The organism is Paenibacillus faecalis (assembly GCF_900289175.1).
Classification (GTDB): Bacteria; Bacillota; Bacilli; order Paenibacillales; family Paenibacillaceae; genus Paenibacillus_AQ; species Paenibacillus_AQ faecalis.
On the sequence record NZ_LT985747.1, the window covers coordinates 2890227 to 2915224 of the forward strand.

Below are 24998 nucleotides of genomic sequence, written 5' to 3' on the forward strand. Positions count from 1 at the left end.
ACTCAGCTTTGACTCGGTACAATCATTCTTATCTCTTGCCAGTCGCCCTCTTTCAGTTCAATCTGCTCCGATCTATCGGAGTCCGGTGGATATAGAAAACCCGATATCCTCCAGGGATTCCGAAACAGCCTCTTCGGTATAAATTCAACTTTTTTGTGATTCAGCCCAAGCTCCACCTTGACTTGCCATTCCAGCGCCTGCTCCATTATTTGTTTAGTCGTTGTACCATGATAACTCCGCCAATCTCGGGTCCACATAACCGGGACTTTGGCAAGACCAGGGAAAAGATTCTGCTTATCTGGTATTTCCAGATCCGGCTCAAAATAATGCTCATTTCTTCCGCTATAAACCAAACCTGAGAATTTGAAATGATCATAATTCCCCTTGTAGAGACAGGTCTTGTCACCCGTTTCTTTATCATGTTGCTCCTCCACCCGCTCATGGCCGCCAGCAATCTGTTCAAAATCGCCGACCACACGTTTCGGAGGAAGTCCCGCAACCGTTAATATTTTTCTAATCTCAGTCATATGCTGAGGCTTTATGGCAAAATGCAAAGGACCCAGACGATGTATCCATTCAGTCAGCTTAGGATGTGATGCGATCTGATCGCCTTCTTCGGCCGTTTCACACTGCAGAACAGTCAATTCCGCAAACGATGTTCTGCCTACCTCACGTCCCCACTGGGTGAGAGCTGCTGCGACATTATCAGGCATACCAGAGATCGCCTGATCGGTAATAAATTCAATCACCTGGTCCGGATTCATCCCCAAATCTGAAGCAAGCGCAACGGCCCCCTTCGTCAGACGGTAGACCGACATATGATCATCCAATACTCGCTCTGAGCATAGAGCCAAGCTCCAGCGGACGGAGAATGGAGTATCCGGCGGCACCATCACTTCATAATCAGGCTGGATAAATAAATACGCGGACGCAGGAGCCGGCGTATCGTCGTGTGCACCTTGCATTAGCCGTTCAGCGGGTATTTTCCAGCGGAACAGCAAATGCTCATCCTGACCGGTGCCAACATCGACCCAGCCCGCAGCTGCCAGAAACCGGAGCCAGCCTTCTGCCTTCACATTTTGTTCACTTCGATGTTCATGCTTCAAAATACCTGCCGCTGTCATTTCATCAAGCAGCCGGTCAACATCATACCAGATGTTTTCTCCAAATGCGCTATGACATAACATCTGCCGAAAATGCTGGTGTTCCGGGTTAGCCTGACCGTATCTTTCCATGATGCTCTGAAAAAGAAGATGGTTCATTCTCTCCCGTGACAGGCCAAGCCATTCTCGAAGGATGTTCTCTCTCAATACAAAGGCATGGCTCTCTTTACTTAATAGACCCAAACTAAGGAGCAGGTCCAACAGTACCGCAACTTTTGGCGGATATACATCTGAATGAGCATACTGCAGGCCGATCGCAGTAATATCTGCCGCTGAAAGTCCCTCTTGTTCATTCAGCTTTTGAATATGTTTTTTATGTACGGTTCCTTTTGCAGTCAATGGAAGTCCGCTGTTTTTAGCAACGTAAACCAATGTGTTAAATAGCTCCAGAGCAAGTCCCGGCTTCGCTTCGACAACCATAGAAAGTGCCGAGACCTTCTCCTGTGCGGAAGACGGTATAAAAAAAGCGGACTGCACATCGAGAAGTTTATCTGATGGAATGAAGTACAAGCGCTCGCCCCAAGCTTTCTTCACTGCCCTGATCCATCCGTTCTGTCTGAGATCCAGAAAAGCCGCCAGCACCTCAGCACCGCTTAATGGCGGGATATCCATGCTGAGCAGCTTCTCCTCATCAAATGCCTGACCGGAAAAAGCAGTCCATATTTGCTTCAATACGCTCTGTTCCGCTACGGATAATTGGTCGACGGATCTGCCTTCATTATCGATCATGTAGCACTTGCCGCCTCCTTTCCAGACTCATCACCAGTATCAAAAGCACGAATTCCTTTACTATCGGCATTAGGTATAGATTCAAAAACCGTACGGTACTGGTAACCTTGCTCGATCAAAAACAGCTGTCTGCGAAGAGCAAAGACCTCTTCCCGGCTATCCTGCGAAACGAGTGCATAGAAATATGCCCTGTTATCTTCAGCCTTTGGACGCAAAATACGCCCAAGCCTCTGCGCTTCTTCCTGTCTTGAGCCAAAACTGCCGGATATTTCGATTGCAACGGACGCATCCGGCAGGTCAACTGCAAAATTAGCAACTTTGGAAACAGCAAGAATTCGCTGCTTCCCCCTTCTGAATTCAGCGTACAGTTCATTGCGCTGGTGCTGAGGCATTTGTCCTGATATCAGTGGAATACCCAGCTCCCGGGAAATGGCCTTCAGCTGGCCGAGGTACTGTCCGATAATAAGGGTCTGAGCATGGGGATGACGCTTCAATAGCTTTTTCACTATATCCAGCTTGAGCGGATTCTCCGACGCCAAACGGAATTGCTCACGTGTGCCAGCGTAGCGGCATCGCTCCTTCAAGCTGTCTGTCATCGGTACTTTTACTTCAATACAATCTACAGAAGCAATCCAGCCTTTCTCCTCAAGCGTCTTCCAGGGCATTTCATACCGCTTCGGACCGATCAGGGAAAACACATCATGCTCCCTGCCGTCTTCCCTGACGAGCGTTGCCGTTAGACCGAGCCGACGTGTTGCCTGGATATCTGCAGTTGCCCGAAACACGGGGGCAGGAAGCAAATGAACTTCATCATAGATGATCAGTCCCCAACTTCTTTCGTTAAACAGCTTCATATGCCGCAGTTCATCGTCTTTGCTCTGACGATGCGTTAATATTTGATAGGTCGCCACCGTTACCGGGCGCACCTCTTTCCGCTGTCCTGTATATTCACCAATATCGGAAGCTTGAAGAGTCGTTTTGCTCAAAAGCTCCGAAATCCATTGACGAACCGATGTTGTATTGGAAGTCAGGATCAGCGTTTCACATTGGAGCTCCCGCATCGCCGCCATACCGATAACGGTTTTGCCTGCGCCGCAAGGAAGCACGAGCACACCGCTTCCTCCCTTGCCTCCGTTGTCCCGAAACGCTTCCGCCGCCTCAAGCTGATAATCGCGAAGATGAAAATGACCATCATCATGCCAATGAATTTCCAGAAACTGTCCTTCCTGATATCCGGCATAATCCATAACAGGATATCCAAGACGAGTCAGTTCCTGCTTCAGCATTCCTCTTCGTTCTGAGGAAATTTCCGCCACCATATCTGCCAAAATCGTCAATCCCAAATTCGGTAAAGAAGGTTGGCTTCCGAGCTCCTGCATAAGGCCTTCATCCTCGCACCGCAGGACAAGAACCCCCTCTTTCTTCGGATGCTTTGACAGCGACAACTGACCGTATCTTGATACGAGATGCAAGATTTCCTGTAGTACGACAGCAGGTACATCAAATCGGGAAAGCGACTGAAGGCTTTCACATATTTGCTCAGCGCTCCAACCCGATGAAGCAGCATTCCATAAAGACAACGGTGTGATGCGATATGTATGAAAAGAAGGTGGACTTTTAACCAAATCAGCGTATCTTGACAATTGCTCTCGGGCTTCTTCAAAGCCGGAATGCTCTACCTCCAAGAGGATCGTCCGATCCCGCTGGACGATGCATGGTTTGTCTTTCGTCAATGAAATTCCTCCTTGGCGGGCTCTAAAGATTTAGCCGAATTTACAAAAAGAAGCTCATCCCGTCAAAGGACGGATCTGAACTTCCCCAAGTTTACTGTTCCCAAATTTTCCCCATTCCATGCGGCAAGACATCTCTTTGACCTCATTATTCTCCGGAAACATTCTGTACATGTTCATTCTGATAGGAGCGCACCATTTCGATCATTAGCTTTAATCCATACAGCATCGCATCCTCATCAAAGTCAAATCTTGGGTGATGATGGGGGTAAACAGCGTTCTTATCTGCATTCCCCGCCCCTACAAACATAAAGCATCCTGGTATTTCACGCAAATAATAGGCAAAATCTTCAGCCGGCATCATTTTAGGAGACAGCATGACCTGCTCCGCTCCGAAAACATGCGGGGCCGACCGAAAAAAACGATCTGCTTCCTTCTCATCGTTTACAACAGCCGGGTAACCCAAAATATAATCAATTTCAGCTTTCGTTCCATAAGCTTGAGCTGTTGCCCGGGTCACTGACTCGAGTCGGGTACGAATCAGCTGACGTGTCTCTTCATCAAACGTTCGAACCGTTCCAGTAATGCGGCACCGCTCAGCGATTACATTTTGGGCTGAACCCCCTGCAATCGTACCTACCGTAACGACCGCAGGCTGCAGAGGATCGACAGAACGGCTGACAATGGTCTGCAGCTGCATCACGAGGGCAGAGGCAGCTACTACAGCATCCGCGGTTACATGCGGTATGCCGCCATGACCGCCTCGTCCGATTATATCGATATAGAACTCATCCGCCGCAGCCATGACAGGACCGGGCGAGCTAGCTGCTTTCCCAAGTTGAATGGGTGTCCATAGGTGCAAGCCGTAAATGACATCAGCTCCGTTAATCGCCCCTGCCTCAATCATTCCTAGAGCACCGCCTGGACATGTTTCTTCAGCGGGCTGAAATAAAAATCTTATTTCCCCGTGAACGCTTTCCTCAAATTGTTTAAAAAAAGAAGCTGCGGCCAGCAAGATTGACATATGACCGTCATGACCACAAGCGTGCATCACTCCCGGTACAGTGGATTTATATTCGCAGCTTTTCTCATCCTGAATCGGCAATGCATCCATATCCGCTCGCAGCACAACCGTCTTACCCGGCTGCCTGGCTTTCAATACAGCCATCACTCCATGTCCGCCCATTCCCGAAGTTACTTCGTAACCCATTTCACGTAACTGGGCCTCGATAAAAGCCGCAGTCTTTTTCTCTCCGAAAGAAACTTCAGGATGCATATGCAAAAAACGCCGCCATTTTACCATTTTCGAAAACAGATGTTCCAAAAATAATTGCTCCTTCATCACAACCATCCTCTCCCGGTTTAAAGGACAACCCCTCTTTTCCTATGAATTCATCATAAGAGTATTCAACCGTTATAACGAGGTCATCAAACAACGGAGGAACCTTCGTTGTTCTTCATTGTATCAGAAAATAAACAAAATTTTCCTCGCTTTTCGGACACATTCTGTTTTGATCAACCATACATATTCGGCTAATCATTGGCGCCCTTCAAGCTTGCACAAGTTCCCGAAACATAATATCATATTTAATGAACTTTGTAGGGATAAATTAAGGAGGTCGCTATCGCTATGATTTTTGAAAACACCGGTTTGGACGGCTTAAAAAGTGATTTGGCTTATCTCGATGAAAGTGCCGAGAAGGTAGGTTTTATCCGCTGGCAATGGGAGTACTACCGGGCTACATATGATTTTAAAATTGAAGATAAGAAGAGCGATGCAGAATACTTCCTTAGAATCAACACCCGCGCTGTGGAAGGGAAACTGGAAAAACCCGATGCCGTCCTTCAAATTGAAGCCGTTTACCTGGGGAGAGCAACGTTCCCGCACGGACTTGAATATGAAACTCCGGCCCCTCAGCCTGTGCTGGACGTCGCTACAAAAAAACTGCAAGAACTAAAATTGCTGCTGGAAGCATAAACAAGGAATTGTGATGAAAACAAACAAACCACTGCCCAAGAGAGGGACGCCGGATTTTCAGCTGCTGATCCTTACCTTGCTGCTGGTGGGATTCGGACTGATCATGGTATTCAGTTCCAGCTCCAGTTTGGCCGTATTCAGTAAAAAATTCGACTACGATCCGCTGCATTTTGCAAAACGCCAGCTTATCTTTTCTGCTCTTGGTTTCTTCGTCATGCTGGTTACAATGAACATCAATTATAAGAAATACAAGAAGCTATGCATTCCTGTCTTTTTCTTCTCGCTACTTATGCTGATCCTTGTTGTTGCTGTCGGAAGAACGACCAACGGTGCTACAAGCTGGTTTAATCTATTTTCCGGTAAACTGGGGATTCAGCCGACGGAGCTCGCCAAAATTGCTACAATTGTTTATTTAGCTGCATTGATAACGAAGAAAGGCGAGCGGATTCGGCAATGGAAAGGCGGTTTCTTCCCTGTTCTTATTATCGTCGGGGTTGTTGCCGGTCTGATCATGCTTCAGCCTGACCTAGGCTCTACCTTCATTCTAGTGGCCACTAGCGGATTGGTCATCTATGCGGGGGGCGCCAGTCTAAAGCATATTACAGCATGTATTTCTCTTGTTGCACTCGGACTGGCCGTGACCATCGGAGTCGGTTCTCTAATCGAAGCGATTTCCGGCAATGACGCACAGCAAGCGGCAAGCAACGACTATAAAATAGGTCGAATAGAGGCTTATCTCGATCCCTTTAAAGATGAATCCGGAACAGGTTATAACCTGGTTCAATCCCTCATTGCCATTGGTCAAGGGGGGGTAACCGGGATGGGATACGGTGAAGGCGTGCAAAAACTGCATTATTTGCCGAACCCGTACAATGATTTTATATTTTCCGTCATTGCGGAAGAATTCGGATTTATAGGGACGTCGATATTTCTACTTATTTATTTGTATTTCATATGGAGGGGAATTATTATTGCTCTGCGCTGCCCGGACCCCTTCGGAACACTGACTGGTATCGGGATTATGGGGCTTATAGCCATTCAGGCTTTTATCAACATCGGCGGAGTAACAAATACGATTCCTATAACGGGCATTACCCTTCCGTTCATCAGCTATGGCGGATCTTCTCTGCTCGTTATGATGCTGGCTATGGGAATTATGCTGAGCATCTCCAGAGAAAGCAACCGTCCTCAGAAGGAAGAACATGTGAAATCTGTTGTAAAAAAAGACTACCGGTCTACCCGGTAGTCTTTCGTCGTTCTTATGTCTTATCTCTGATGTTTATTTCGTCCGATTCTGAATGTCATCAATTTCATCATCTTTGAAAGCGACGCCTTCGACTTTGACATTGACTTCAACAACCCGAAGTCCTGTCATGCTCTCAATGGCTTCACGCACGTTTTGCTGAAGCATACGGCACACTTCATGTATCGGCGTCTCGTACAGGACAATAATGCGCAAGTCAACTGCTGCTTCGAGCTGACCGACCTCTACTGTCACACCTTTTTGTACATTTTTACCGCTTAGTCGTTTCGCCCAACCTTCAGACAAACCACCAGACATTGCTGCAATCCCAGGAGTCTCCAGGGCAGCCATTCCGGCAATTTTCGAGACGACATCATCCGATATCCGAATCAAACCGTTATCCAGTTGAAGTTGTTCCGCCATGTCAAATCCTCCTTCACCCTCATATTCGTTATTGTAAATCCTAACAGGCCTAAAAAGCAAATACTTGCTATACCCTATACATATTATCGACACTTTTCTGGGAATATTGTAAGAGAATATTTGATTTTTCACAAAAAAGGCTGGTGTACATTTTGAAAAAGTGGCTAAGTCCCACTCTGTTAATCGTTTCCTTTCTGCTCAGTGCCGCGGGACACTTCCTACATTGGAACTTCACCCTGCAGTTTATTTTGTCGTCTATATCGGTTATTTTTGTGGCGGGATTTCTCGGAAAAGCAACGGAAAGCGTCGCCCATTACGCCGGACAGCGGCTTGGAGGGTTTCTAAATGCTACTTTCGGAAATGCTGCCGAGCTTATTATCGCCATCCTTTTGGTTAGACAAGGACTGTACGATATGGTAAAAGCAAGCATTACCGGTTCCATCATCGGCAACCTGCTGCTCGTTCTGGGGCTTAGCTTGTTTGCCGGCGGCCTGAAATATAAAGTTCAGAAATACAACGTAACATTGGCCGGATTGAACGGCTCGCTTATGATCCTCGGTATCATAGCACTTTTTATACCTGCGATATTCCTGAACACCCACTCCATTACGGAATCAGACACCAAATTCTTAAGTCTGATTGTAGCAGGTATACTCATTGCCTCTTATTTAGCTTGGCTGCTCTTCTCCATGGTCACACATAAAAGCTATCTGGCTGACGTCAGCGATAGCAGTGACAAGGAGCTTCCGCACGAGCATGATCCTACGTGGTCCAAAGGTCGATCTGTCCTTTATCTGGTTCTCGCTACCGTTATGGTCGCCTTTGTCAGTGAATGGCTCGTTAACGTTCTGGAACCTGTCAGTCAGGAGTATGGACTGAGTGAGCTGTTTGTCGGGGCATTCCTTGTAGCTATTATCGGTAACGCCGCAGAACATAGTGCAGCCATCATGCTGGCGATGAAGAACAAAATCGGTGCAGCGGTGGAAATTGCCGTCGGCAGCAGTCTTCAAATCGCCCTGTTTGTAGCCCCTGTCTTGGTATTTATCAGCTTTTTCATGGGCAATACGATGGATATCGTATTCACGACCATCGAGCTCGTAGCGATCGGTGTAGCTATCTTTATTGCCAAATCAATCACACAGGACGGTGCAACCAATTGGTATGAGGGACTCATGCTGATGGCGGTTTATATTATTCTCGGCTTTTCTTTTTATCTCGTTTGAACTTACAACCAGGTTCGCTTTACATGGACTTCATCCCATGCTAAAAAGCGATAAACACAAGAAAAAACGCCTTTTGACATCCTGCTGTAAAGATGAAAAGCGTTTCCCCGGTTTCTTATATTAAAAACTCATGCCAGCGCTCATTGCACATGCGTTTCTATGTATCGCCTGCACAAGACAGGCTATTAGGCTTGATTCATGGCTTCATATAACAAAGCCAAATTACGTTCCAGCTTGCTGAGAAGTTGCTTTCCCGTCGCTTCCGGCAGAAGTCCCGCACGGATCGCAAAGTCTACTTCTCGTGAAAATCCGTACATTTGGGTATCCAGCACTTCCTCATAGAGAGGGCAGTAACGGGTTGCCAGATTCTCCATCTGCACTTCAATGAGCTTTTGAATTTTATCTGCATCTTCATGAAGAAGACTGATTGCTTTATGGTGAAGCTGTTCCTGCAAATCAGATGAAGTCATGATCTTCCCCCCTATGTTAAATATCACAGCACGGTTACTACATCTAATATTAGACGAAATTGCATATCAATACAAGGACCAGTTCAGAAGTATACTTCAAACCTCCCCGTATTTAATTTCATTCCTTTCGTATGCTTCCCGTTCTTCATTGTTCATGCAGATAAACTGAGGTTTTCGTACTCTCCCAAATATCACTATAATTTATTATATTTCAACAAAAGCAGGTTGCCCAAGAAAAATTTCTCGAACAGCCTGCTTTGCTTGTGAACTATCCTGGGTATTGATTGATCATAGAGCTCCAGGTAAACATTGCTTGATGATGTTATTCACCAACCACGGTTACATTTAAACCATGCTTCTTAAATACTTCTGTCATCGCTTTTTTAGCTTCTTCGGCATCTGGGCCATGAACGTGTAATTCATAGCTCTGATGGCTCACCAATGTAGTAAATAGTCCCAAAATGCTCTTTACATCGATGTACTTGTTCTCAGCCTGCAAAACGATTGAAGATGAGAACTTGCCTGCTGTCTGAGAAATGTCTACAACGATCGCATTGTTATTGGACATATGAATCCCTCCGTAACTTTATGATACATAGCTATATTCGTTCCCCCTCATGATACCTTGAATCCGTTTTCTTATGCAACTATATTTCTTTTTATTTCAGATTTTCAGGGTTTAGTCCCTCAAGCTCAGGGATAACGAAAATACCGTCTTTACGGATCAGCACATCATCGAAATAAATCTCCCCGCCACCATACTCCGGACGCTGAATCAGTACCAAGTCCCAGTGAATGGAAGAACGGTTGCCGTTGTCTGTTACTTCATAGGCCTGACCAGGTGTAAAGTGGAGGCTGCCCGCGATCTTCTCATCAAACAAAATATCTTTCATCGGCGTTAAAATATACGGGTTGAAGCCGATCGCAAATTCACCGATATAACGTGCACCTTCATCGGAATCCAGAATTTCGTTAATCCGGGCCGTATCGTTGCTCGTTGCTTCAACGATCTTGCCGTTCTCAAAACGGAATTTAATATTTTCAAAAGTGACCCCGTTATAAATCGACGGAGTATTGTAAGAAATCGTTCCGTTCACTGAATCACGAACCGGTGCAGTATACACTTCTCCATCCGGAATGTTCTTTTGGCCGGAGCATTTCTCTGCTCCAACGCCCTTAATCGAAAAGCTAAGGTCGGTTCCAGGCCCTACAATACGGACCTTGTCGGTTTTTCTCATCAGTTCTGCCAGCGGGTCCTGAGCCCGGTCCATTTTGGAATAATCCAGGTTGCACACGTCAAAATAAAAGTTTTCAAAGGCTTCCGTGCTCATATTCGCCAGCTGTGCCATGCTTGCATTCGGATAACGAAGAACGACCCATTTCGTGTTCTTGACACGTTCTTCACTATGTACCGGATGAGAATACAGAGAGTTATACATCTTCATATTTTCTTCCGGCACATCGGATAAATCATTGACATTCTCTCCTGCCCGAATACCAATATAGCAATCCATCTCTTGCATCCGCTTCAAATCCAGTTCAGCCCACAGTGTAAGCTGCTCTTTCGTCGCGTTCATAAGCATCGCACGCTGTACTGTTTTATCGGTTAATTGAACAAAAGGACGCCCTCCCTTTTTACCCACTTCTTCGATAATAGCGTTTAGCAGATCGCGTTCCGTACCGATCATCTCAATCAACACGTTTTCACCCGGCTGCATATCCACCGAATAACCTACAAGGTTTTCGGCTAGTTTCTGAATTCTTGGATCTCGCATTATGTAACCTCCTTGAGCTGCTTTACCTGCTTGCTCTCATTCGTTTAAAAATTGAACAGCGGTAAATTCATTATTTTATTGTATCACGGTAAAAGGCATGCGTCAGCTGACGAGCAGAAAATTATCGGGACTGGGAAAAGCTGATATTAGACATCATGCTTTCAGTATGTTTCCGGCCAAAAGAATCTTGATAAGAAACTTTACGTTCTGAGGACAGTTTCTGAGGAAGGTCAGTTTTTTTATTTATCGTCAAATAAAATACAGTGGAAACGTCGGCTTTTGAGAGCAGCTGATTCAGCTCTCGGTTTCCCTTTTCCCACACAGCAAGAAGCCGTTTCCGAGATTTTTCATTCTCAGGGTAGAGAGCGTCCCCCTTCTGGTCCATACGATTTCGAAGCTGCTGCATCTGCCCGTTCAGCGCTTCAGTTATCATCTGGCGGGAAGCCTTCGAGTCCAGCTCGATCCGGAGCACTTTAGTGCCGCGTGCAGCCCCGGACTCCTCTGTTACTTTTTTATTGGATTTCCCGATCATCTGCAGCTGTTCCAAAGGGTTAAGCGGTGACATCCAGTTATCGTTTGAATAACCGTCAGCAAGGGGACGCCAAATCCCGCCCTCATATTTCATCGTTCCTTTCAGTCCATCCATGCTTGTATTTCCGGCGGAGTAAACGGATGAAGAAGAGACAGGAGACGCCGATTTTGAGGTCGTTAGTGTAAGCAGATGATGATTCTTCAGCTCACCTTCAAAAGCAACCGATTGCTCAAACACTCCACTCTCCCCATTTCGAATCGCCATCTCTCCCTTGAACGTAAGGCGATCTACGCCTTCCAGTCCGGCAATGGCCCGGTTTAAAGACTGTTCAGCCGTTAACTGCTCCATTCCACAACCCTGGACAAATAACATCAAGCTCAATGCAATCCATACCATTCGAAGACGAAGAATGGTTCCGAATCTTCTCATCAAGATCAGCCTCTCGTATGTTCATCACTCTTATGCTAACCCTCCCTTTCCCATTTATACAAAAGCAAACAATTTATCTGCCCTCGTAACAGGCGAGCCTTATATTTTTTAAATATGCTGCATAAAAAATAGCAGCACAAGAATAACAAAACGGTAACCTTAGGAGAAGACACTTTTAAAAAGAATCATCTCGGGCTACCGTTCAAACCACTTTTGTACTACTATTTTCATTTTTCATTCTTCCAAAATATCCAACTTCTCGACCGCAATCCGGTTTCGCCCGCTATTTTTTGCTTCATATAGAGCCATGTCTGCGCGGTAAAAAAGAGATTCAACACTGATTTTCTCATTCATCCAATTCCATTCGGATATACCGCAGGAGACGGTTACTTTCGGCTCTGTTTCTTCCGCAACCCTGCGGCGAATACGCTCAGCTACATGACTAGCCGTCTCAATACCCAAGCCGGGAAGGTAAATCGCCAGCTCTTCTCCACCCCATCTGGCAGCAATATCGGTCTGCCGAATCGACGATTTCACGATAGCGCTAACCTGCTTTAAGATCTTGTCCCCCAGCTGATGTCCAAACGTATCGTTTACCTGCTTAAACTGGTCAATGTCCACTACGATCAGTGAACCGCATAAATCACGGTTCTGACACTCATGGATCGCTTCATCTAGATAATGCCTAGCAAAGAGTTCCGTCAACATATCCCGGTTCGCCATGCGTCTAACTTCCGCATGCAACGTTGCATTTCCTATGGCAAGACCGATATGACTTGCCAATGCTTGAAGCAGACGGTAGTTATCATAAGTAAAATAATGCTTTTTACGATGGGTTAATAATATAACGCCCTGAACCTTTGCGTTGACGATTAGCGGCGTTGCGATCACCGAATTCGACCCTGTTGACTCCATCAGCTTGGATACCGCAGGGCGCTCGTCCGAATAATCCGCCAAGATTAAAGGCTCCTTTGAGGAATAGACGTACCCCCCAAGCCCATAATCCTTCTCGAACACTTCCTTAACCAGCCACTCCGCATTACAGGACAAAATTTCTAAACCGCCAAGCTCTTCGTTATAACTTGTAATACAGCAGTACTCTGCATTCAATATCTTCCTTAGTTCCTCGTTTGCAAACTGATAAATGTCCTGAAGCTGCAAACTTTTGTTCAACTGTTGAGTAAGTTCATTGATCATCCGCAGCTCATGGATCATAAGATTCGATTGTTCATACAGTTTGGCGTTCTCGAAAGCTGTCCCAGCGGCGTCCGCCATCATGCCAACCAATTCAAAATCCATATCTTTCATATGTTCCCGCTTCACCACAAGATGAAGAACACCATAAACCCCTTGCTTGCCTCCAACGGGAATACCGATCTCTGTTAGCCCCTCAGACTGCTCCCGTCTTTGGCAGACAGTCATCATTCCTTCCATAAAGGTACGGACGTACACTTCCTCCTTCCAGTGATGAAGAAGCAAGGGCAGCACAAGCGGGTGGCTGCACTGATGATCCTGGGACAGAAACAGTTTTACGTTCACGTTGGCATAAAGACCAAGCACGCTGTCCAGCAGCTCTGTCAAAACCCCGTCTACATCGATCTGTGCATGCATTCGCTTCAGTACCTGGAACAGGACAGATCGTCTGCGGGATTCCCGATTTGCTTGAACATGAACTTTAGCAAGGTCCTCGACAAATATACGTTCAAACCAGCGGTAAAAACAAGCCCGAAACAATAGTGCGGCCGATTCGGTTATACACTGGGCTTGTTGATCCTCTATTTGCGAAGAAGAAACGCTGACCAACACTGCGAACAAATCACCGTGAATTCTGGAAAAGATGGGAACCGCACATACCATTCTGCCATCAAGACGATCCTCTTCACTGCCAACGGCGGTAGTCTTCATTTCTATTGCCCGCTGTACGATGCTGTCATCCCCTGCTGAGAAATATTCCCGCAGCGTGTCATCTCCAACCAGCCATTCCCCCATTGGACTTATGACAATCCAATCAGCCTGCGATACCATTTGCAGCCCGGAACTTTCCTTCATCCACTCTCCAAAGCTGTGTTCTATCAATTGTTGAAGATAGGGAAAATCCGATGGTGTGATATCCATCATCTGGTGCCGCATAAAAAAATCGGTTTCAGGGATTCGCCCGGTACCGTTTAACATGGCTGTAGAACCGGGAGAGCTTGCAAACACTTTCCGTTGTTCTTCTGACATAAAAGGGCGCTCCTTTGCACCATTATAAGAGCCTGTCTAAAGACCTAGATACTGACGGTTTAATTGTGTAAGCCTCATCCTTCCTAAGTCCAGTAGGCAAAAGTGGCAATACACTCCGCTGTTCCTGCCACCAGTAAACAACACAGCAACATAGTATGTATCCTGATTTCAATTAAATACTGATTTCAAACAAATATTCACTATTAATCTTATATTACTATTTTCCACCCGATTTTGCATTATAATTTCGAAGTTCGAGTTATATTTTCTAGGTCCATAGACCCATCGACAATTTTAGACAAATAATATTGTGAACTCCACCTTGACTTTATATTATCATTTCATATAATATTTATTGTTGAACAAGAATGCAATGCATTCCATATGAATTGGGCGGAACGTTGTGTCACCCTCACGATATTTGTTTTTGACAGGACAGCGGCTGAACTTTCCTGTCATACTCTGTCTGTAAGACAGTGATCAACAAATACGGCGCAAATAGAGCCCTAATTATTGAAACTTAATTACAAAGGAGTCTATATTACATGGCACGTTACACCGGTCCTAAATTTAAATTAAGCCGTCGTGTGGGCATTTCCCTCAGCGGTACTGGAAAAGAATTAAAACGCCCTTTCCCTCCAGGACAACATGGTCCTAACCAACGGAGAAAAATGAGCAACTACGGAATGCAGCTTCAAGAAAAGCAAAAACTGCGTCATATGTATGGTCTGGGTGAAAAGCAATTCCGCACCCTCTTCGATAAAGCAACGAAAATGAAAGGTATTGCCGGTGAGAACTTTATGTTCATGCTTGAAAGCCGTCTCGACAACCTCGTGTATCGTCTGGGCTTCAGTAACTCCCGTCCAGGTGCACGTCAGCTTGTTTCACACGGTCATATCACAGTAAACGGCAAGAAAGTGGACATCGCTTCTTATGCTGTTTCACCAGGTGATGTTATCGGTCTTCGTGAAAGAAGCCGTAACCTTTCTGCGATCAAAGAAGCATTGGCTAACCGTGTACATCTGCCTGCTTACCTTGAATACGATGAAACGGCAATGGAAGGCAAGTACATCCGTCTGCCAGAGCGTTCCGAATTGTCTCAAGACATCGACGAGACACAAATCGTCGAATTTTACAACCGTTAATGATGTGCAAAACCCGGAAGTTTTTACTTCCGGGTTTTTATTTTGCCTGTACATTGTGAATAAAAACACCTCCATCATAAAAGCATGCGCCGATCCTGTCACCTGTAACAACCAACTGACTTTATAATTCCGTAAAATGGGAACCGAAGGATGCGATATGATGATTCAAAACCGGCGATTTATGCTATAATAGGTGCGTTAAAAGGAGGAGTAAACATTCATGGTTGAGGATAAAAAACAAGAGCCTGACAACAAACGCCCTCCTAAAAAGAGGTCCATTATACGAAAATTTGGATCAGTACTGGGCTGGCTCTTTGTGATTGGCTTGATGGGAACACTGTTCGTCGGAGGAGCCCTCTACGGATATGTAGCCTATACCGTAAAAGATGAACCTGTAAGATCAAGAGCTCTCATTGAACAAAAAATAGACGATAACGCCGTTACTGGCTTCGCCTACTTTAATGACGGCTCCCCGATCGGGCAGCTTCGGACTGAAGAAGACCGACGCCCCGTAACCTATGAAGAGATCCCCCAAATTGTCATTGATGCGGTTATATCCATAGAAGATAATCGTTTTTTTACACATAAAGGGGTCGACTACCGAGGTACTGCCCGTGCCGTCAAGCAGCAGCTTCTGAATGAACCGATTCAGACAGGCGGCAGTACGATTACACAGCAGCTTGCAAGGCAAGTCTTTTTAAGCCGTGAAAAGACAAGCGACCGGAAAATAAAAGAAATTTTGCTGGCACTTCGCCTGGAACGCTTTTTGACTAAAGAACAAATCCTAACTGCCTATTTGAACAAAGTACCTTTCGGAAACGGTTCAAACGGCTATAATGTTTTCGGTATTAAAGCGGCAGCAAAAGGTATTTTTAACATCAATGATCTTGATAAACTGAATATCGCCCAAGCGGCCTATTTAGCAGGTCTTCCGCAGCTTCCCTCCGCCTACTCGGCGTTTAACGGCGTCGGTGAATTTAATGAGGAGGGCTTCGAGCGTGCTGTGAAGCGACAGCAGCTTGTGCTTGACCGCATGCTTGAGGAGGGTAAAATCACCCCTGCTGAACATAAGGAAGCGAAGGAGTTCGACATTAAAAAGTCACTTGCTCCGCGTACACAAAAAGCCTACGTAACTTATCCATATCTAATGATGGAGGTTGAGCGACAAGCTTCTAAAATTCTTATGGAGCTGAACAATCCGGAGGTCGATGTAGAGCAAACGAAAGAAAACGGCGACAAGATGGATGAGGCGCGAGCTGAACTGAGCACCGGCGGATATCGGATTTACACAACCATAGACCGCACCATTTACGGATCCATGCGCAAAATTGCGGAAGATGACAGTAACTTCTACCCTGACAGTAAAACCAAAGGGAAAGAACAAGTCGCAGCCATGATGATCGATAATAAAACCGGCGCCATCCTGGGTATGATCGAAGGCCGGGATTTCAAAACAGAAGAAACGAACTATGCTACCCAAATGATTCGCCAGCCGGGTTCGGCCATGAAGCCAATAGCCGCTTACCTGCCCGCGCTGGAAGCAGGCAAGGTACAGCCAGCAAGCATTGTGGATGATTCTCCGATTATTTTGAGGGATTATTCGAAGGGATACCATATTCCACAAAATGTTTACACGGGATACAAGGGGCTTATGACGGCCCGTGAGGCACTGAACGACTCTGTTAACACCGTAGCGCTGAAGCTGTATAACGAAAGCATAGGAATCGAGAATGCTTTGGATTTCTCCAAAAAGCTCGGCATTACAACGTTGGTTGAAGAAGACTACTCTGCTGCAACAGGGGTTCTGGGCGGATTCAAATACGGGGTTTCTGTCGAGGAATTGACCAACGCCTACAGCTCGATCGGCAATCAAGGGGATTTTGTCGATGCTTATATGATCGAGAAGATTGTAGATTCGGAAGGGAAAATTGTATATCAGCATGAACCTGATCCTGTCCAGGTATATTCAGATCAGACTGCTTACCTGATGACCGATATGCTTCGCACCGTTATCACTAACGGTTCAGGCAGCACGGTTCGCAACAACTACAAACACTTTAACTCAATACCAATTGCCGGTAAAACAGGCTCCACCCAAGACTATGGAGACAGTTGGTTTATGGGCTATACGCCTGACGTTACTCTGGGTGTTTGGGTCGGATATAAGTACCCGACTCATAAACTGGAAAGACCGCAGCGAACCCATTCACAGAGCATTTGGGCCAAGATCATGAATGAAGCTATCAATCTAAAGCCTGACCTGTTCCCGACAAAAGAATTTAAAAAACCTGAAGGGATCGTAACCAAAACTGTATCAGCATACAGCGGGAAGCTGCCGTCCCAGATGACTGACAAGTTTGTAACAGATATTTTCAATGCCAAATTTGTGCCTACAGAATCAGACGACAGTCTGGCAAAGGCGAAATATATCACTTATAAAGGCGCCAACTATATACCACGAGATGGAACGCCTGAAGATTTTCTTAACGAGCAGATCGTCATTAAACGGGAAAAACCGATTGATGAGCTAATCAAGGAGCTTGAGGCGGCATTAGCCGTCATGAAGGGCAAGCGGATGCCGCTGGAATACTATATTCCTCGTGATGCCAACAAAGGCATGCCGACCAAGGTCGATCCAAGGGTGGATGACGGAAAAGCACCTACGCCTCCGAAAAATCTGAATTATTCAGGCGGCGTGATTACCTTTTCGCCAAGCGGATCACCGGATGTTGTCGGGTACAGACTGTACCGCTCCGTGAATGGAGGTCCGTTTGCTAACCAGGGTCAAGTTGTTATGGCAGACGGGGCCAAACAATTTAACACTTCCGGAGGCTATAACACATCCTACTACATCGTTGCAGTGGACGTAGCAGGCAAGGTCTCTGAACCAAGCGAAATCGTCGGTACTGGCCAGGGACCTGATCCAAATCAAATACCGGATGGGGAGAATGAAGCAGAAGACGTAACCCCTGATGAAGGAACGCAAGAAACGCCTGACAGCGGTTCTCAGGAGTCAACCTCCCTGCCTCAACAGCCGAGTCAACTAAACATCCAGGCTACGCCTGAAGGGTTTCGGGCGACCTGGAGGGCTAATCCTTCTCAGGACGGAGTAAGCTTGTATCATATTTATTACAGCCCTAACAATGATGGAATTTATCAGCTGATCGGAACGAGTCAAACGAACGAATTTAATTTCAGTTCCAGCTCCCCGATTAGCGGTACATTCCGGGTTACGGCTATCAATCAGAATGGAGAATCTTCAGCTTCGCCCACTGTTTTTTTCGAAAAGAAATAAGCAGATCTAAACAAAGAAGGGATGTCCCAAGGTCCAATGACCAGAGGGACATCCCTTTCTTTTTGTATCAGGAGACTTCCTTCAGTCCCCTTGAATCCGGATAGAATCAATCCTCAATCGTTGACAGATCCCCTGTTGGCAAATCCAGCTCCCACGCTTTCAGAACACGGCGCATAATCTTACCTGAGCGCGTCTTCGGCAGTTTATCCTTAAACTCTATTTCCCGCGGAGCAGCGTGAGCGGACAGCCCTTCTTTTACAAAACGGTAAATCTCATCCTTAAGCTCCTGTGTAGGCTCATATCCTTCTCGCAGGGAGATAAACGCCTTGATTATCTCGCCTCTGGTGACGTCAGGCTTTCCGATTACACCTGCCTCCGCTACGGCTGGATGCTCTACCAGCTTGCTCTCCACTTCAAAAGGTCCGATCCTCTCACCGGAGGAATTGATAACATCATCTATTCGACCTTGGAACCAGAAGTACCCCTCTTCGTCCATATATGCAGAGTCACCGGACACATACCAGCCCGGAAACCTAAAATATTCCTCATATTTGGAAGGATTGTTCCAGATTTTTCTCATCATGGACGGCCATTCTGTCTTGATCGCGAGGTTCCCCATCGTATATGGCGGCGCCTCCCGTCCGTGATCATCAAGAATGGCTGCGGTGATACCCGGCAACGGACGCCCCATCGACCCCGGCTTGATCGCCATACTCGGATAGTTACAGATCAATTGTCCCCCGGTCTCTGTCATCCACCATGTGTCATGAATACGATGCTTATATACTTTATAGCCCCATCGTACAACCTCAGGGTTCAATGGCTCTCCTACGGACAACACATGACGCAGGCTGCTCAAATCATAGTTAGAGATCAAGTCCGAACCTGCTCCCATCAACATACGAAATGCAGTAGGAGCACTGTACCATACCGATACCTTATTTTTCTCCAGCGTCCCGTACCAATCCTGCGGACTAAAACGCCCGCCGCGAATCACATTCGTTACTCCATGCAGCCACGGGGCAAAAATACCGTAAGAAGTTCCGGTAACCCAACCCGGGTCCGCGGTACACCAGTAAATATCATCTTCCCGGAGATCGAGAACTACCTTGCCTGTATAGTAATGCTGAATCATCGCATTATGCACATGATATACGCCTTTAGGTCTGCCTGTAGAACCAGAAGTATAATGCATAATCAATCCGTCTTCCCGGTCCACCCATTCGATCTTTAGATCAGATGAAGCACTTTCCATTTCACTGAAAAAATCAATTAGACGTTCGTCTTCCTCTGTGTTCTCGCCAACAACGAATATATGCTTCAATTGCGGCAGCTCATTACGTTTAACACGAGATAACAAAGCAGGCGTTGTAACAAGCGCTACCGCGCCGCTATCCTCCAGTCGGTCCTTGACTGCAGTTTCCATAAATGCTTCGAACAATGGGCCTACAACAGCCCCTACCTTCAAAATACCAAACAAGCTGACATATAACTCGGGACTGCGCGGCATAAAAATGAAAACCCGCTCGCCTTTTTTAATGCCGTATTTCCGAAGAATATTTCCGAATTTATCAGATTGTTCCTTCAATTGGGCAAAGGTGAATGCCTCATCTCTCGTTGCATCACTATACAACAGCGCTGTTTTCTCTCCTCGTCCCTCTGCTACATGTCGATCGATTGCTTCGTACGCCATGTTGACTTTCCCTGTCTCATACCAAGTGAAGTGGCGCTCGATCTCATCCCAGGAAAACCGGGCGACGGCTTGCTCGTAATCGCTCATATTCGCAGTTGATACTTCACTCGGCAATACTTCACTATGCGTTTGATTCATGATTTCATCCTCCTCATTCTTGAATCGTTCTCTACTTGTGGACAGCGCTTCCAGATGCTATAAATAAAGCATTAGAATTCACAAACGAAAGGTCGTCTTGAGGTTTCAATCATCGTGCATAGACCCAAGGTTTTCGGGGAATCCTCCCCGAAAGTCAATAATATAATTGTGAAGGTTTTATGTCGAAGTGATTATATCATAGGTAACGATTTCCTGTCATTGCTTTTCATTTTTTTATTTTTTTGCTATAAGTAGGGTATGTACTTGAAAGGAGCGTACCGATGGAACACTGTAAGTTGTACAGGTCTCATCTCTTGTTCCCTGAAGACCGCCGTCTGATTGTTGAAGGCCCCGTACCGCCCGAGCGTCTCTCAAAATTATCGATGCATCCTGATCTCAATGCTTTTCGCCGCCCTCCAGAACAGCATGAAGCACTGGTCGAAATAGCTGGGTTACCTGAAGGAAGAATTATTATTACTCGCGACGAAGAAACCATTGTGGGATATGTAACCTTTCACTATCCTGATGAACAAGAACGATGGTCACAAGGAAACATGGAGGATTTGATCGAGCTTGGAGCCATTGAAGTAGCGAATGATTACCGTTCATTAGGACTCGGCCAAAAAATGATCAAAACTGCTTTTGAAGATGAACAATTGGAGCAGTATATCGTATTTACAACGGAATATTACTGGCATTGGGATCTGAAGGGAAGCGGATTAAACGTATGGGATTACCGGAAAATGATGGAAAGGCTGATGAAAGTCGTAGACATGGAATGGTATGCCACCGATGATCCGGAAATTTGTTCCCACCCCGCTAACTGCCTCATGGTAAAAATCGGGAAAAAGGTACCTCTGTCTTCTCAAGAGCAATTTGACCGCATTCGATTCCAGCAACGATTTATGTATTAATGAAACCTGGATATAGTTAAACGAAAACGGCACTGTCGTCCAAATAGGGCAACAGCGCCGTTTTCAACATAAATGCGGAATATGATTTCCTCGATGGGCAGGACCTGTTTTACAAGTGATTCAACATGTGGCTGACAATAGAATGAGACCGTTCGGAAGCTTTAACAGTAAATTCAGCAAAATTGACATGCGCCGATCCGTCCGCTTTGTCTGACATGGAGCGTATCACCACATAAGGGGTGCCATTCATATAACAGACCTGGGCAACAGCCGCCCCTTCCATTTCCGCACAAGCACCGTTCAATTGCTTATACAGCGTCTGTACGGTGTCTCTGCTGGCGATAAACTGATCCCCTGACAGAACCTTCCCTATAAGGTATTCGTCCCTTGCAAGCTCCTTACAAGCGTTCTCTGCAAGGCTGATCAAACGCTCGTCTGCTGGAAAATCAGAAACATCCTGATAAGGAATGATCCCGCGATCAAATCCAAGCGGCGTGACATCCATATCATGCTGCATACACGAAGAGGATATGACGATATCCCCAATATTCAATCGAGGATCAAGAGCGCCGGCCACACCTGTAAACAACACATGAGATACACCAAAATGATCAATCAAAATCTGGGTCGTCACTGCCGCATTCACCTTGCCAACACCTGACTTACATACTACAACCTGCCGCCCTTGCAACGTGCCTGAAATGTAATTTATGCCGGCTCTCGATACTTCTTCTCTGCTCTCCATCTGAGACAAAAGCAGCTTAATCTCCTCATCCATTGCACCAATTAAACCAATTACTGAAGTTGACATCATTCCTTATACCCCTTTCGCTCTTCCATATCCACGGTATAGCCTTTTCGGACGGAAAATTGCTATTTATTTCGAGCAGTAGAAAAAAGCTCCTTAAAGGAGCTTTTTCTAAATGTATATCCTATGAACTATTCGTTTACATGACTGACAGAAAGGCGGAGAATGGTCTCATGCGGTAAAATAACACGAGAGTTTTCCACGTTTTCTTTCTTCATCAGCTTCGTGAGCAAACGCATGGCCACCGCTCCCAAGTCATACATCGGCTGAGCCACTGTCGTCAGCAACGGACGAACCATGGACGCCATACGGATATTGTCAACACTGATGATCGAGAAATCATCCGGAACCTTATAACCCTCGTCCTGGATGCTGTGAATTGCTCCAATCGCCATTTCGTCAGTTGCTGCGAAAATAGCGGTTGGCTTTTTCTTCAAACCGAGGAAATACTTCATGGCTTCTACGCCGGATTCATAACGATAGTTGCCAATGCGCACAAGATCCTCCTGGTATTCAATTCCAGCCGCTTCAAGCGCCTTCTTATAACCATGGAAACGAGCATAACCGTTAGCCGGATCTTGGAGAGTACCGCTGATCATTGCGATCTCACGGTGTCCATGCCGGATCAGTGTATTTACTGCATCAAAAGCAGCCTGCTCATGATCGATGTCAACCGAAGGGTATGAGTCCCTCTCATCACGGGTTGCACAAAGAACAATCGGCACAGACGATGTCTGAAAAGCCTGGATGTGCTCGTCCGTCACAGTTCCACCCATGAACAAGAGCCCGTCCACCTGCTTTTCGAGCAATGTATTAATAACTCGAATTTCTTTTTCCTTCCGCTTGTCGGCGTTACATAAAATAATATTGTAATGGTACATGTTGGCGATATCTTCGATCCCCCGGGCAATTTCAGCGAAAATAGAGTTCGAAATATCTGGGATTACAACGCCGACAGTTGTAGTCTTTTTGCTGGCCAGACCTCGGGCCACCGCATTCGGACGATATCCCAAACGCTCTATTGCTTCATATACTTTTTTCCGGGTTTGTGGCTTAACGTTAGGGTTATTGTTAACAACCCTCGATACCGTAGCCATGGAAACGCCTGCTTCACGCGCCACATCATAAATGGTTACCGTCAAATTCCTTCTCTCCATTGCCAATAGATTTTCGTTCATACGTTCAATATAACCAATTAAATTTTATGATACGACAAATTACTGCATTGTGCAATGATACAGCCTTACAGGCTGTTCAATTTACTCCTCAGCGCTTCAGTCGTAATATGGGAATGGGATGTATGCCAGACCGGCGCTCCTTGTTTTACAACAATAACTTGCGGTGATTCATGCTTAATGCTTAGTACCTCCGCGGCTTCATTTGAGACCGGTCGATCAGAGACTACATCAATCAAAGCGTAGTCTAGCTGTTCGTTCGGATCATTTTGCAAATAAGCAGTGATCTCCTCGTAAGCTCCGGCACTGATAGGACATCGTGTGCTATGCTTGAACAGCAGCAGCGCCTTCTGGTGAGATGATTCCAGCGCAGTACGCAATTGTTCGCTTGTAGTCATTTTGGTCATAGTCGCCATAGGATATACATTCCCTTCATTATATTGAAGTTCCTACCCTATATCCTAACAAAATGTTCGTGAAAAATCCAACAACCTCGACAAAAATATCAACTAACTTGCACAGAAATCAGAACTTTCCATTTTGAGCTGTAAAAAAGCATTTACCTTCTCCAAACGGGCCTTGATTTCATCCATCCAAGCCGTATCATTGCTTGCTTTTGCGAATCGGTATAAATCAAGGAGCATATTAACGCGATCTTCGAAGGCCTCCTTGTAACACCGCTGAAATTCCTCAATTGAGCCACTATAGGACGCCAAAACATCCTGCAATATAGACACCGGCTCATAAATGTCTGCAAATGAAATCCGCGTTTGATGCTTGTCGCCATCTAGCGAGTTTAAATAATCTAATAAATCCGGCTTGACCAAAGGCATTAGTTCATAGGTCGGACAGTGCTGACAAGCATATACAGGAACATGAGAGATGAACGTCCTTCGTTTATATACTAATCTTCTTAGTTCCAACTTCATCGTCTGTCCGCAATCGCATAATTTCAACAAAATGAGCCACCTCAAATCTTATTACATAATATCTCGTGAAATCTAGGTCTTTCAGTCTGTTACATGATCATAGTACTTCTCCATATAAATAGTACTCTTCGACTATCATAGCAGAGATTCCTTCAAATTTGTGATAATGCTTTTTTTACCAGTTATTGATTTAAGTGTAATTGTAATTGCGATAATACGAGATGACATGAATTTTCATATGCTTTTTGTTACAATAATTTTATGGGGTGTGATAAGTATTATAGATTTAGAATTGATTACGGTATTTGCCAATCTGAAAGGAGCTTTGAACCATGAGACTAGCTGGTAAAAGAGTCGTGGCTCTTGTTGACGAAGAGTTTGAGGATCTGGAATTATGGTATCCCGTTTACCGGGTTCGTGAGGAAGGGGCTGAGGTCATTCTTGCTGGAGCAGAGAAAGGGAAAACGTATATCGGTAAATACGGAGTCCCGGCCGCTGCAGAGTATTCGTTTGATGAGCTTAACAGCGAGGATTTTGACGGAATTCTTGTACCAGGTGGATGGGCACCTGATAAGCTTCGCCGCTACGATAAAGTACTCCAAATGGTACGTGAGATGCATGAGGATAAAAAACCGATCGGGCAAATATGCCATGCTGGATGGGTACTGATTTCAGCCAAAATATTAAAGGGTGTTACCGTCACTTCCACACCTGGAATTCGGGATGATATGGAAAACGCAGGTGCGGTTTGGATCGATGAGCCGGTAGTTACCGATGGACATATTATATCGGCACGCAGACCTCCGGATCTTCCTGAATACGGAAAAGCATTTTGCGATGCCCTTGCTGGCAAACAGTAACCTCTTCAGGCAAATAATTTCCCCGGCGTACTATAAAAGCCGTCTACGGTAGAGTCCTGACTCATCCGTGACGGCTTTTTTTCTTTAAAATTTTGCAGAAAAGGCTTGTCCTCTCAAAAAAAC

At 45.7% G+C, this 24998-nt stretch carries 21 protein-coding genes; 7 read left to right on the forward strand and 14 right to left on the reverse strand.

Annotation, left to right across the window (positions count from 1 at the left end):
* Positions 1 to 2: 2 nt before the first annotated feature.
* The 3 genes from C8268_RS13740 to C8268_RS13750 form a co-directional block, all read right to left on the reverse strand.
* Positions 3 to 1892 (reverse strand): helicase-associated domain-containing protein, encoded by a 1890-nt coding sequence (locus C8268_RS13740; RefSeq protein WP_106768197.1) that lies wholly within the window; start codon positions 1890 to 1892, stop codon positions 3 to 5.
* A complete protein-coding gene (locus C8268_RS13745; protein WP_106768198.1) occupies positions 1889 to 3625 on the reverse strand; it encodes a DNA repair helicase XPB in 1737 nt (578 codons plus the stop codon). Before C8268_RS13745 ends, C8268_RS13740 begins: the two co-directional genes overlap by 4 nt.
* 145 nt (positions 3626 to 3770) lie before the next feature.
* Entirely contained in the window at positions 3771 to 4964 is a 1194-nt protein-coding gene (locus C8268_RS13750) for an amidohydrolase (RefSeq protein ID WP_106768199.1), read from the reverse strand.
* A 288-nt stretch (positions 4965 to 5252) separates the two neighbouring features.
* Here C8268_RS13750 and C8268_RS13755 point away from each other — a divergent pair, with 288 nt between their 5' ends.
* Positions 5253 to 5600, forward strand: a complete 348-nt coding sequence (locus tag C8268_RS13755) for a YugN family protein (protein WP_106768200.1) — start codon at positions 5253 to 5255, stop codon at positions 5598 to 5600.
* Between the two features lie 13 nt (positions 5601 to 5613).
* Positions 5614 to 6846, forward strand: coding sequence for a putative lipid II flippase FtsW (gene ftsW / locus C8268_RS13760; protein ID WP_106768201.1), 1233 nt, complete (start codon positions 5614 to 5616; stop codon positions 6844 to 6846).
* A 33-nt stretch (positions 6847 to 6879) separates the two neighbouring features.
* Here the strand turns inward: ftsW and C8268_RS13765 are convergent, their stop codons facing one another.
* Positions 6880 to 7266 carry an Asp23/Gls24 family envelope stress response protein gene (locus C8268_RS13765; protein WP_106768202.1) on the reverse strand — a complete coding sequence of 129 codons (387 nt, stop codon included), beginning with the start codon at positions 7264 to 7266 and terminating at the stop codon, positions 6880 to 6882.
* A 152-nt stretch (positions 7267 to 7418) separates the two neighbouring features.
* Here C8268_RS13765 and cax point away from each other — a divergent pair, with 152 nt between their 5' ends.
* Positions 7419 to 8489: a calcium/proton exchanger gene (gene cax / locus C8268_RS13770; RefSeq protein WP_106768203.1), complete on the forward strand. Its 1071-nt coding sequence runs from the start codon at positions 7419 to 7421 to the stop codon at positions 8487 to 8489.
* 185 nt (positions 8490 to 8674) lie between these two features.
* Here cax and C8268_RS13775 read toward each other — a convergent pair whose 3' ends face one another.
* The 5 genes from C8268_RS13775 to C8268_RS13795 form a co-directional block, all read right to left on the reverse strand.
* Positions 8675 to 8959 (reverse strand): Fpa/YlaN family protein, encoded by a 285-nt coding sequence (locus C8268_RS13775; RefSeq protein WP_106768204.1) that lies wholly within the window; start codon positions 8957 to 8959, stop codon positions 8675 to 8677.
* Between the two features lie 322 nt (positions 8960 to 9281).
* Complete coding sequence (locus C8268_RS13780; RefSeq protein WP_106768205.1) at positions 9282 to 9527, reverse strand: HPr family phosphocarrier protein; 246 nt, start codon at positions 9525 to 9527, stop codon at positions 9282 to 9284.
* 91 nt (positions 9528 to 9618) lie between these two features.
* Complete coding sequence (locus tag C8268_RS13785) at positions 9619 to 10734, reverse strand: aminopeptidase (protein ID WP_106768206.1); 1116 nt, start codon at positions 10732 to 10734, stop codon at positions 9619 to 9621.
* A 121-nt stretch (positions 10735 to 10855) separates the two neighbouring features.
* The gene (locus tag C8268_RS13790) at positions 10856 to 11695 is read right to left on the reverse strand and encodes a hypothetical protein (RefSeq protein WP_106768207.1); all 840 of its coding nucleotides are present in this window, start codon (positions 11693 to 11695) and stop codon (positions 10856 to 10858) included.
* A gap of 234 nt (positions 11696 to 11929) precedes the next feature.
* Positions 11930 to 13918, reverse strand: coding sequence for a sensor domain-containing diguanylate cyclase (locus tag C8268_RS13795; protein WP_106768208.1), 1989 nt, complete (start codon positions 13916 to 13918; stop codon positions 11930 to 11932).
* Between the two features lie 545 nt (positions 13919 to 14463).
* On the opposite strand from C8268_RS13795, the gene rpsD reads away from it, so the two are divergent.
* Positions 14464 to 15063 (forward strand): 30S ribosomal protein S4, encoded by a 600-nt coding sequence (rpsD, locus tag C8268_RS13800; RefSeq protein WP_106768209.1) that lies wholly within the window; start codon positions 14464 to 14466, stop codon positions 15061 to 15063.
* A 220-nt stretch (positions 15064 to 15283) separates the two neighbouring features.
* Positions 15284 to 18358: a transglycosylase domain-containing protein gene (locus C8268_RS13805; protein WP_106768210.1), complete on the forward strand. Its 3075-nt coding sequence runs from the start codon at positions 15284 to 15286 to the stop codon at positions 18356 to 18358.
* 106 nt (positions 18359 to 18464) lie between these two features.
* On the opposite strand, the gene acsA is transcribed toward C8268_RS13805, so the two are convergent.
* On the reverse strand, positions 18465 to 20189 hold the full coding sequence (acsA, locus tag C8268_RS13810; RefSeq protein ID WP_106768211.1) for an acetate--CoA ligase: 1725 nt from the start codon (positions 20187 to 20189) through the stop codon (positions 18465 to 18467).
* 281 nt (positions 20190 to 20470) lie between these two features.
* Between acsA and C8268_RS13815 the strand changes: the two genes are divergently transcribed.
* On the forward strand, positions 20471 to 21103 hold the full coding sequence (locus tag C8268_RS13815; protein ID WP_106768212.1) for a GNAT family N-acetyltransferase: 633 nt from the start codon (positions 20471 to 20473) through the stop codon (positions 21101 to 21103).
* A gap of 109 nt (positions 21104 to 21212) precedes the next feature.
* Here C8268_RS13815 and C8268_RS13820 read toward each other — a convergent pair whose 3' ends face one another.
* The 4 genes from C8268_RS13820 to C8268_RS13835 all read right to left on the reverse strand — a co-directional run bounded on the left by C8268_RS13820 (position 21213) and on the right by C8268_RS13835 (position 24045).
* Entirely contained in the window at positions 21213 to 21914 is a 702-nt protein-coding gene (locus C8268_RS13820) for a 5'-methylthioadenosine/adenosylhomocysteine nucleosidase (protein ID WP_106769954.1), read from the reverse strand.
* Between the two features lie 128 nt (positions 21915 to 22042).
* Entirely contained in the window at positions 22043 to 23053 is a 1011-nt protein-coding gene (ccpA, locus tag C8268_RS13825; RefSeq protein WP_106768213.1) for a catabolite control protein A, read from the reverse strand.
* 101 nt (positions 23054 to 23154) lie between these two features.
* On the reverse strand, positions 23155 to 23502 hold the full coding sequence (gene ytxJ, locus C8268_RS13830; RefSeq protein ID WP_106768214.1) for a bacillithiol system redox-active protein YtxJ: 348 nt from the start codon (positions 23500 to 23502) through the stop codon (positions 23155 to 23157).
* Positions 23503 to 23595: 93 nt separating this feature from the next.
* On the reverse strand, positions 23596 to 24045 hold the full coding sequence (locus C8268_RS13835) for a hypothetical protein (protein WP_234032802.1): 450 nt from the start codon (positions 24043 to 24045) through the stop codon (positions 23596 to 23598).
* A 302-nt stretch (positions 24046 to 24347) separates the two neighbouring features.
* On the opposite strand from C8268_RS13835, the gene C8268_RS13840 reads away from it, so the two are divergent.
* Entirely contained in the window at positions 24348 to 24875 is a 528-nt protein-coding gene (locus tag C8268_RS13840) for a type 1 glutamine amidotransferase domain-containing protein (protein WP_106768216.1), read from the forward strand.
* Positions 24876 to 24998 lie beyond the last annotated feature (123 nt).

Excerpts from the sequence above, each read along its gene's own strand:
- C8268_RS13740 (WP_106768197.1), bottom strand. The coding sequence starts at position 1,892 with ATGATCGATAATGAAGGCAGATCCGTCGACCAATTATCCGTAGCGGAA.
- C8268_RS13750 (WP_106768199.1), bottom strand. The coding sequence starts at position 4,964 with ATGAAGGAGCAATTATTTTTGGAACATCTGTTTTCGAAAATGGTAAAA.
- C8268_RS13755 (WP_106768200.1), top strand. The coding sequence starts at position 5,253 with ATGATTTTTGAAAACACCGGTTTGGACGGCTTAAAAAGTGATTTGGCT.
- ftsW (WP_106768201.1), top strand. The coding sequence starts at position 5,614 with ATGAAAACAAACAAACCACTGCCCAAGAGAGGGACGCCGGATTTTCAG.
- C8268_RS13765 (WP_106768202.1), bottom strand. The coding sequence starts at position 7,266 with ATGGCGGAACAACTTCAACTGGATAACGGTTTGATTCGGATATCGGAT.
- C8268_RS13775 (WP_106768204.1), bottom strand. The coding sequence starts at position 8,959 with ATGACTTCATCTGATTTGCAGGAACAGCTTCACCATAAAGCAATCAGT.
- C8268_RS13780 (WP_106768205.1), bottom strand. The coding sequence starts at position 9,527 with ATGTCCAATAACAATGCGATCGTTGTAGACATTTCTCAGACAGCAGGC.
- C8268_RS13785 (WP_106768206.1), bottom strand. The coding sequence starts at position 10,734 with ATGCGAGATCCAAGAATTCAGAAACTAGCCGAAAACCTTGTAGGTTAT.
- C8268_RS13790 (WP_106768207.1), bottom strand. The coding sequence starts at position 11,695 with ATGAGAAGATTCGGAACCATTCTTCGTCTTCGAATGGTATGGATTGCA.
- C8268_RS13795 (WP_106768208.1), bottom strand. The coding sequence starts at position 13,918 with ATGTCAGAAGAACAACGGAAAGTGTTTGCAAGCTCTCCCGGTTCTACA.
- rpsD (WP_106768209.1), top strand. The coding sequence starts at position 14,464 with ATGGCACGTTACACCGGTCCTAAATTTAAATTAAGCCGTCGTGTGGGC.
- C8268_RS13805 (WP_106768210.1), top strand. The coding sequence starts at position 15,284 with ATGGTTGAGGATAAAAAACAAGAGCCTGACAACAAACGCCCTCCTAAA.
- acsA (WP_106768211.1), bottom strand. The coding sequence starts at position 20,189 with ATGAATCAAACGCATAGTGAAGTATTGCCGAGTGAAGTATCAACTGCG.
- C8268_RS13815 (WP_106768212.1), top strand. The coding sequence starts at position 20,471 with ATGGAACACTGTAAGTTGTACAGGTCTCATCTCTTGTTCCCTGAAGAC.
- C8268_RS13820 (WP_106769954.1), bottom strand. The coding sequence starts at position 21,914 with ATGTCAACTTCAGTAATTGGTTTAATTGGTGCAATGGATGAGGAGATT.
- ytxJ (WP_106768214.1), bottom strand. The coding sequence starts at position 23,502 with ATGGCGACTATGACCAAAATGACTACAAGCGAACAATTGCGTACTGCG.
- C8268_RS13840 (WP_106768216.1), top strand. The coding sequence starts at position 24,348 with ATGAGACTAGCTGGTAAAAGAGTCGTGGCTCTTGTTGACGAAGAGTTT.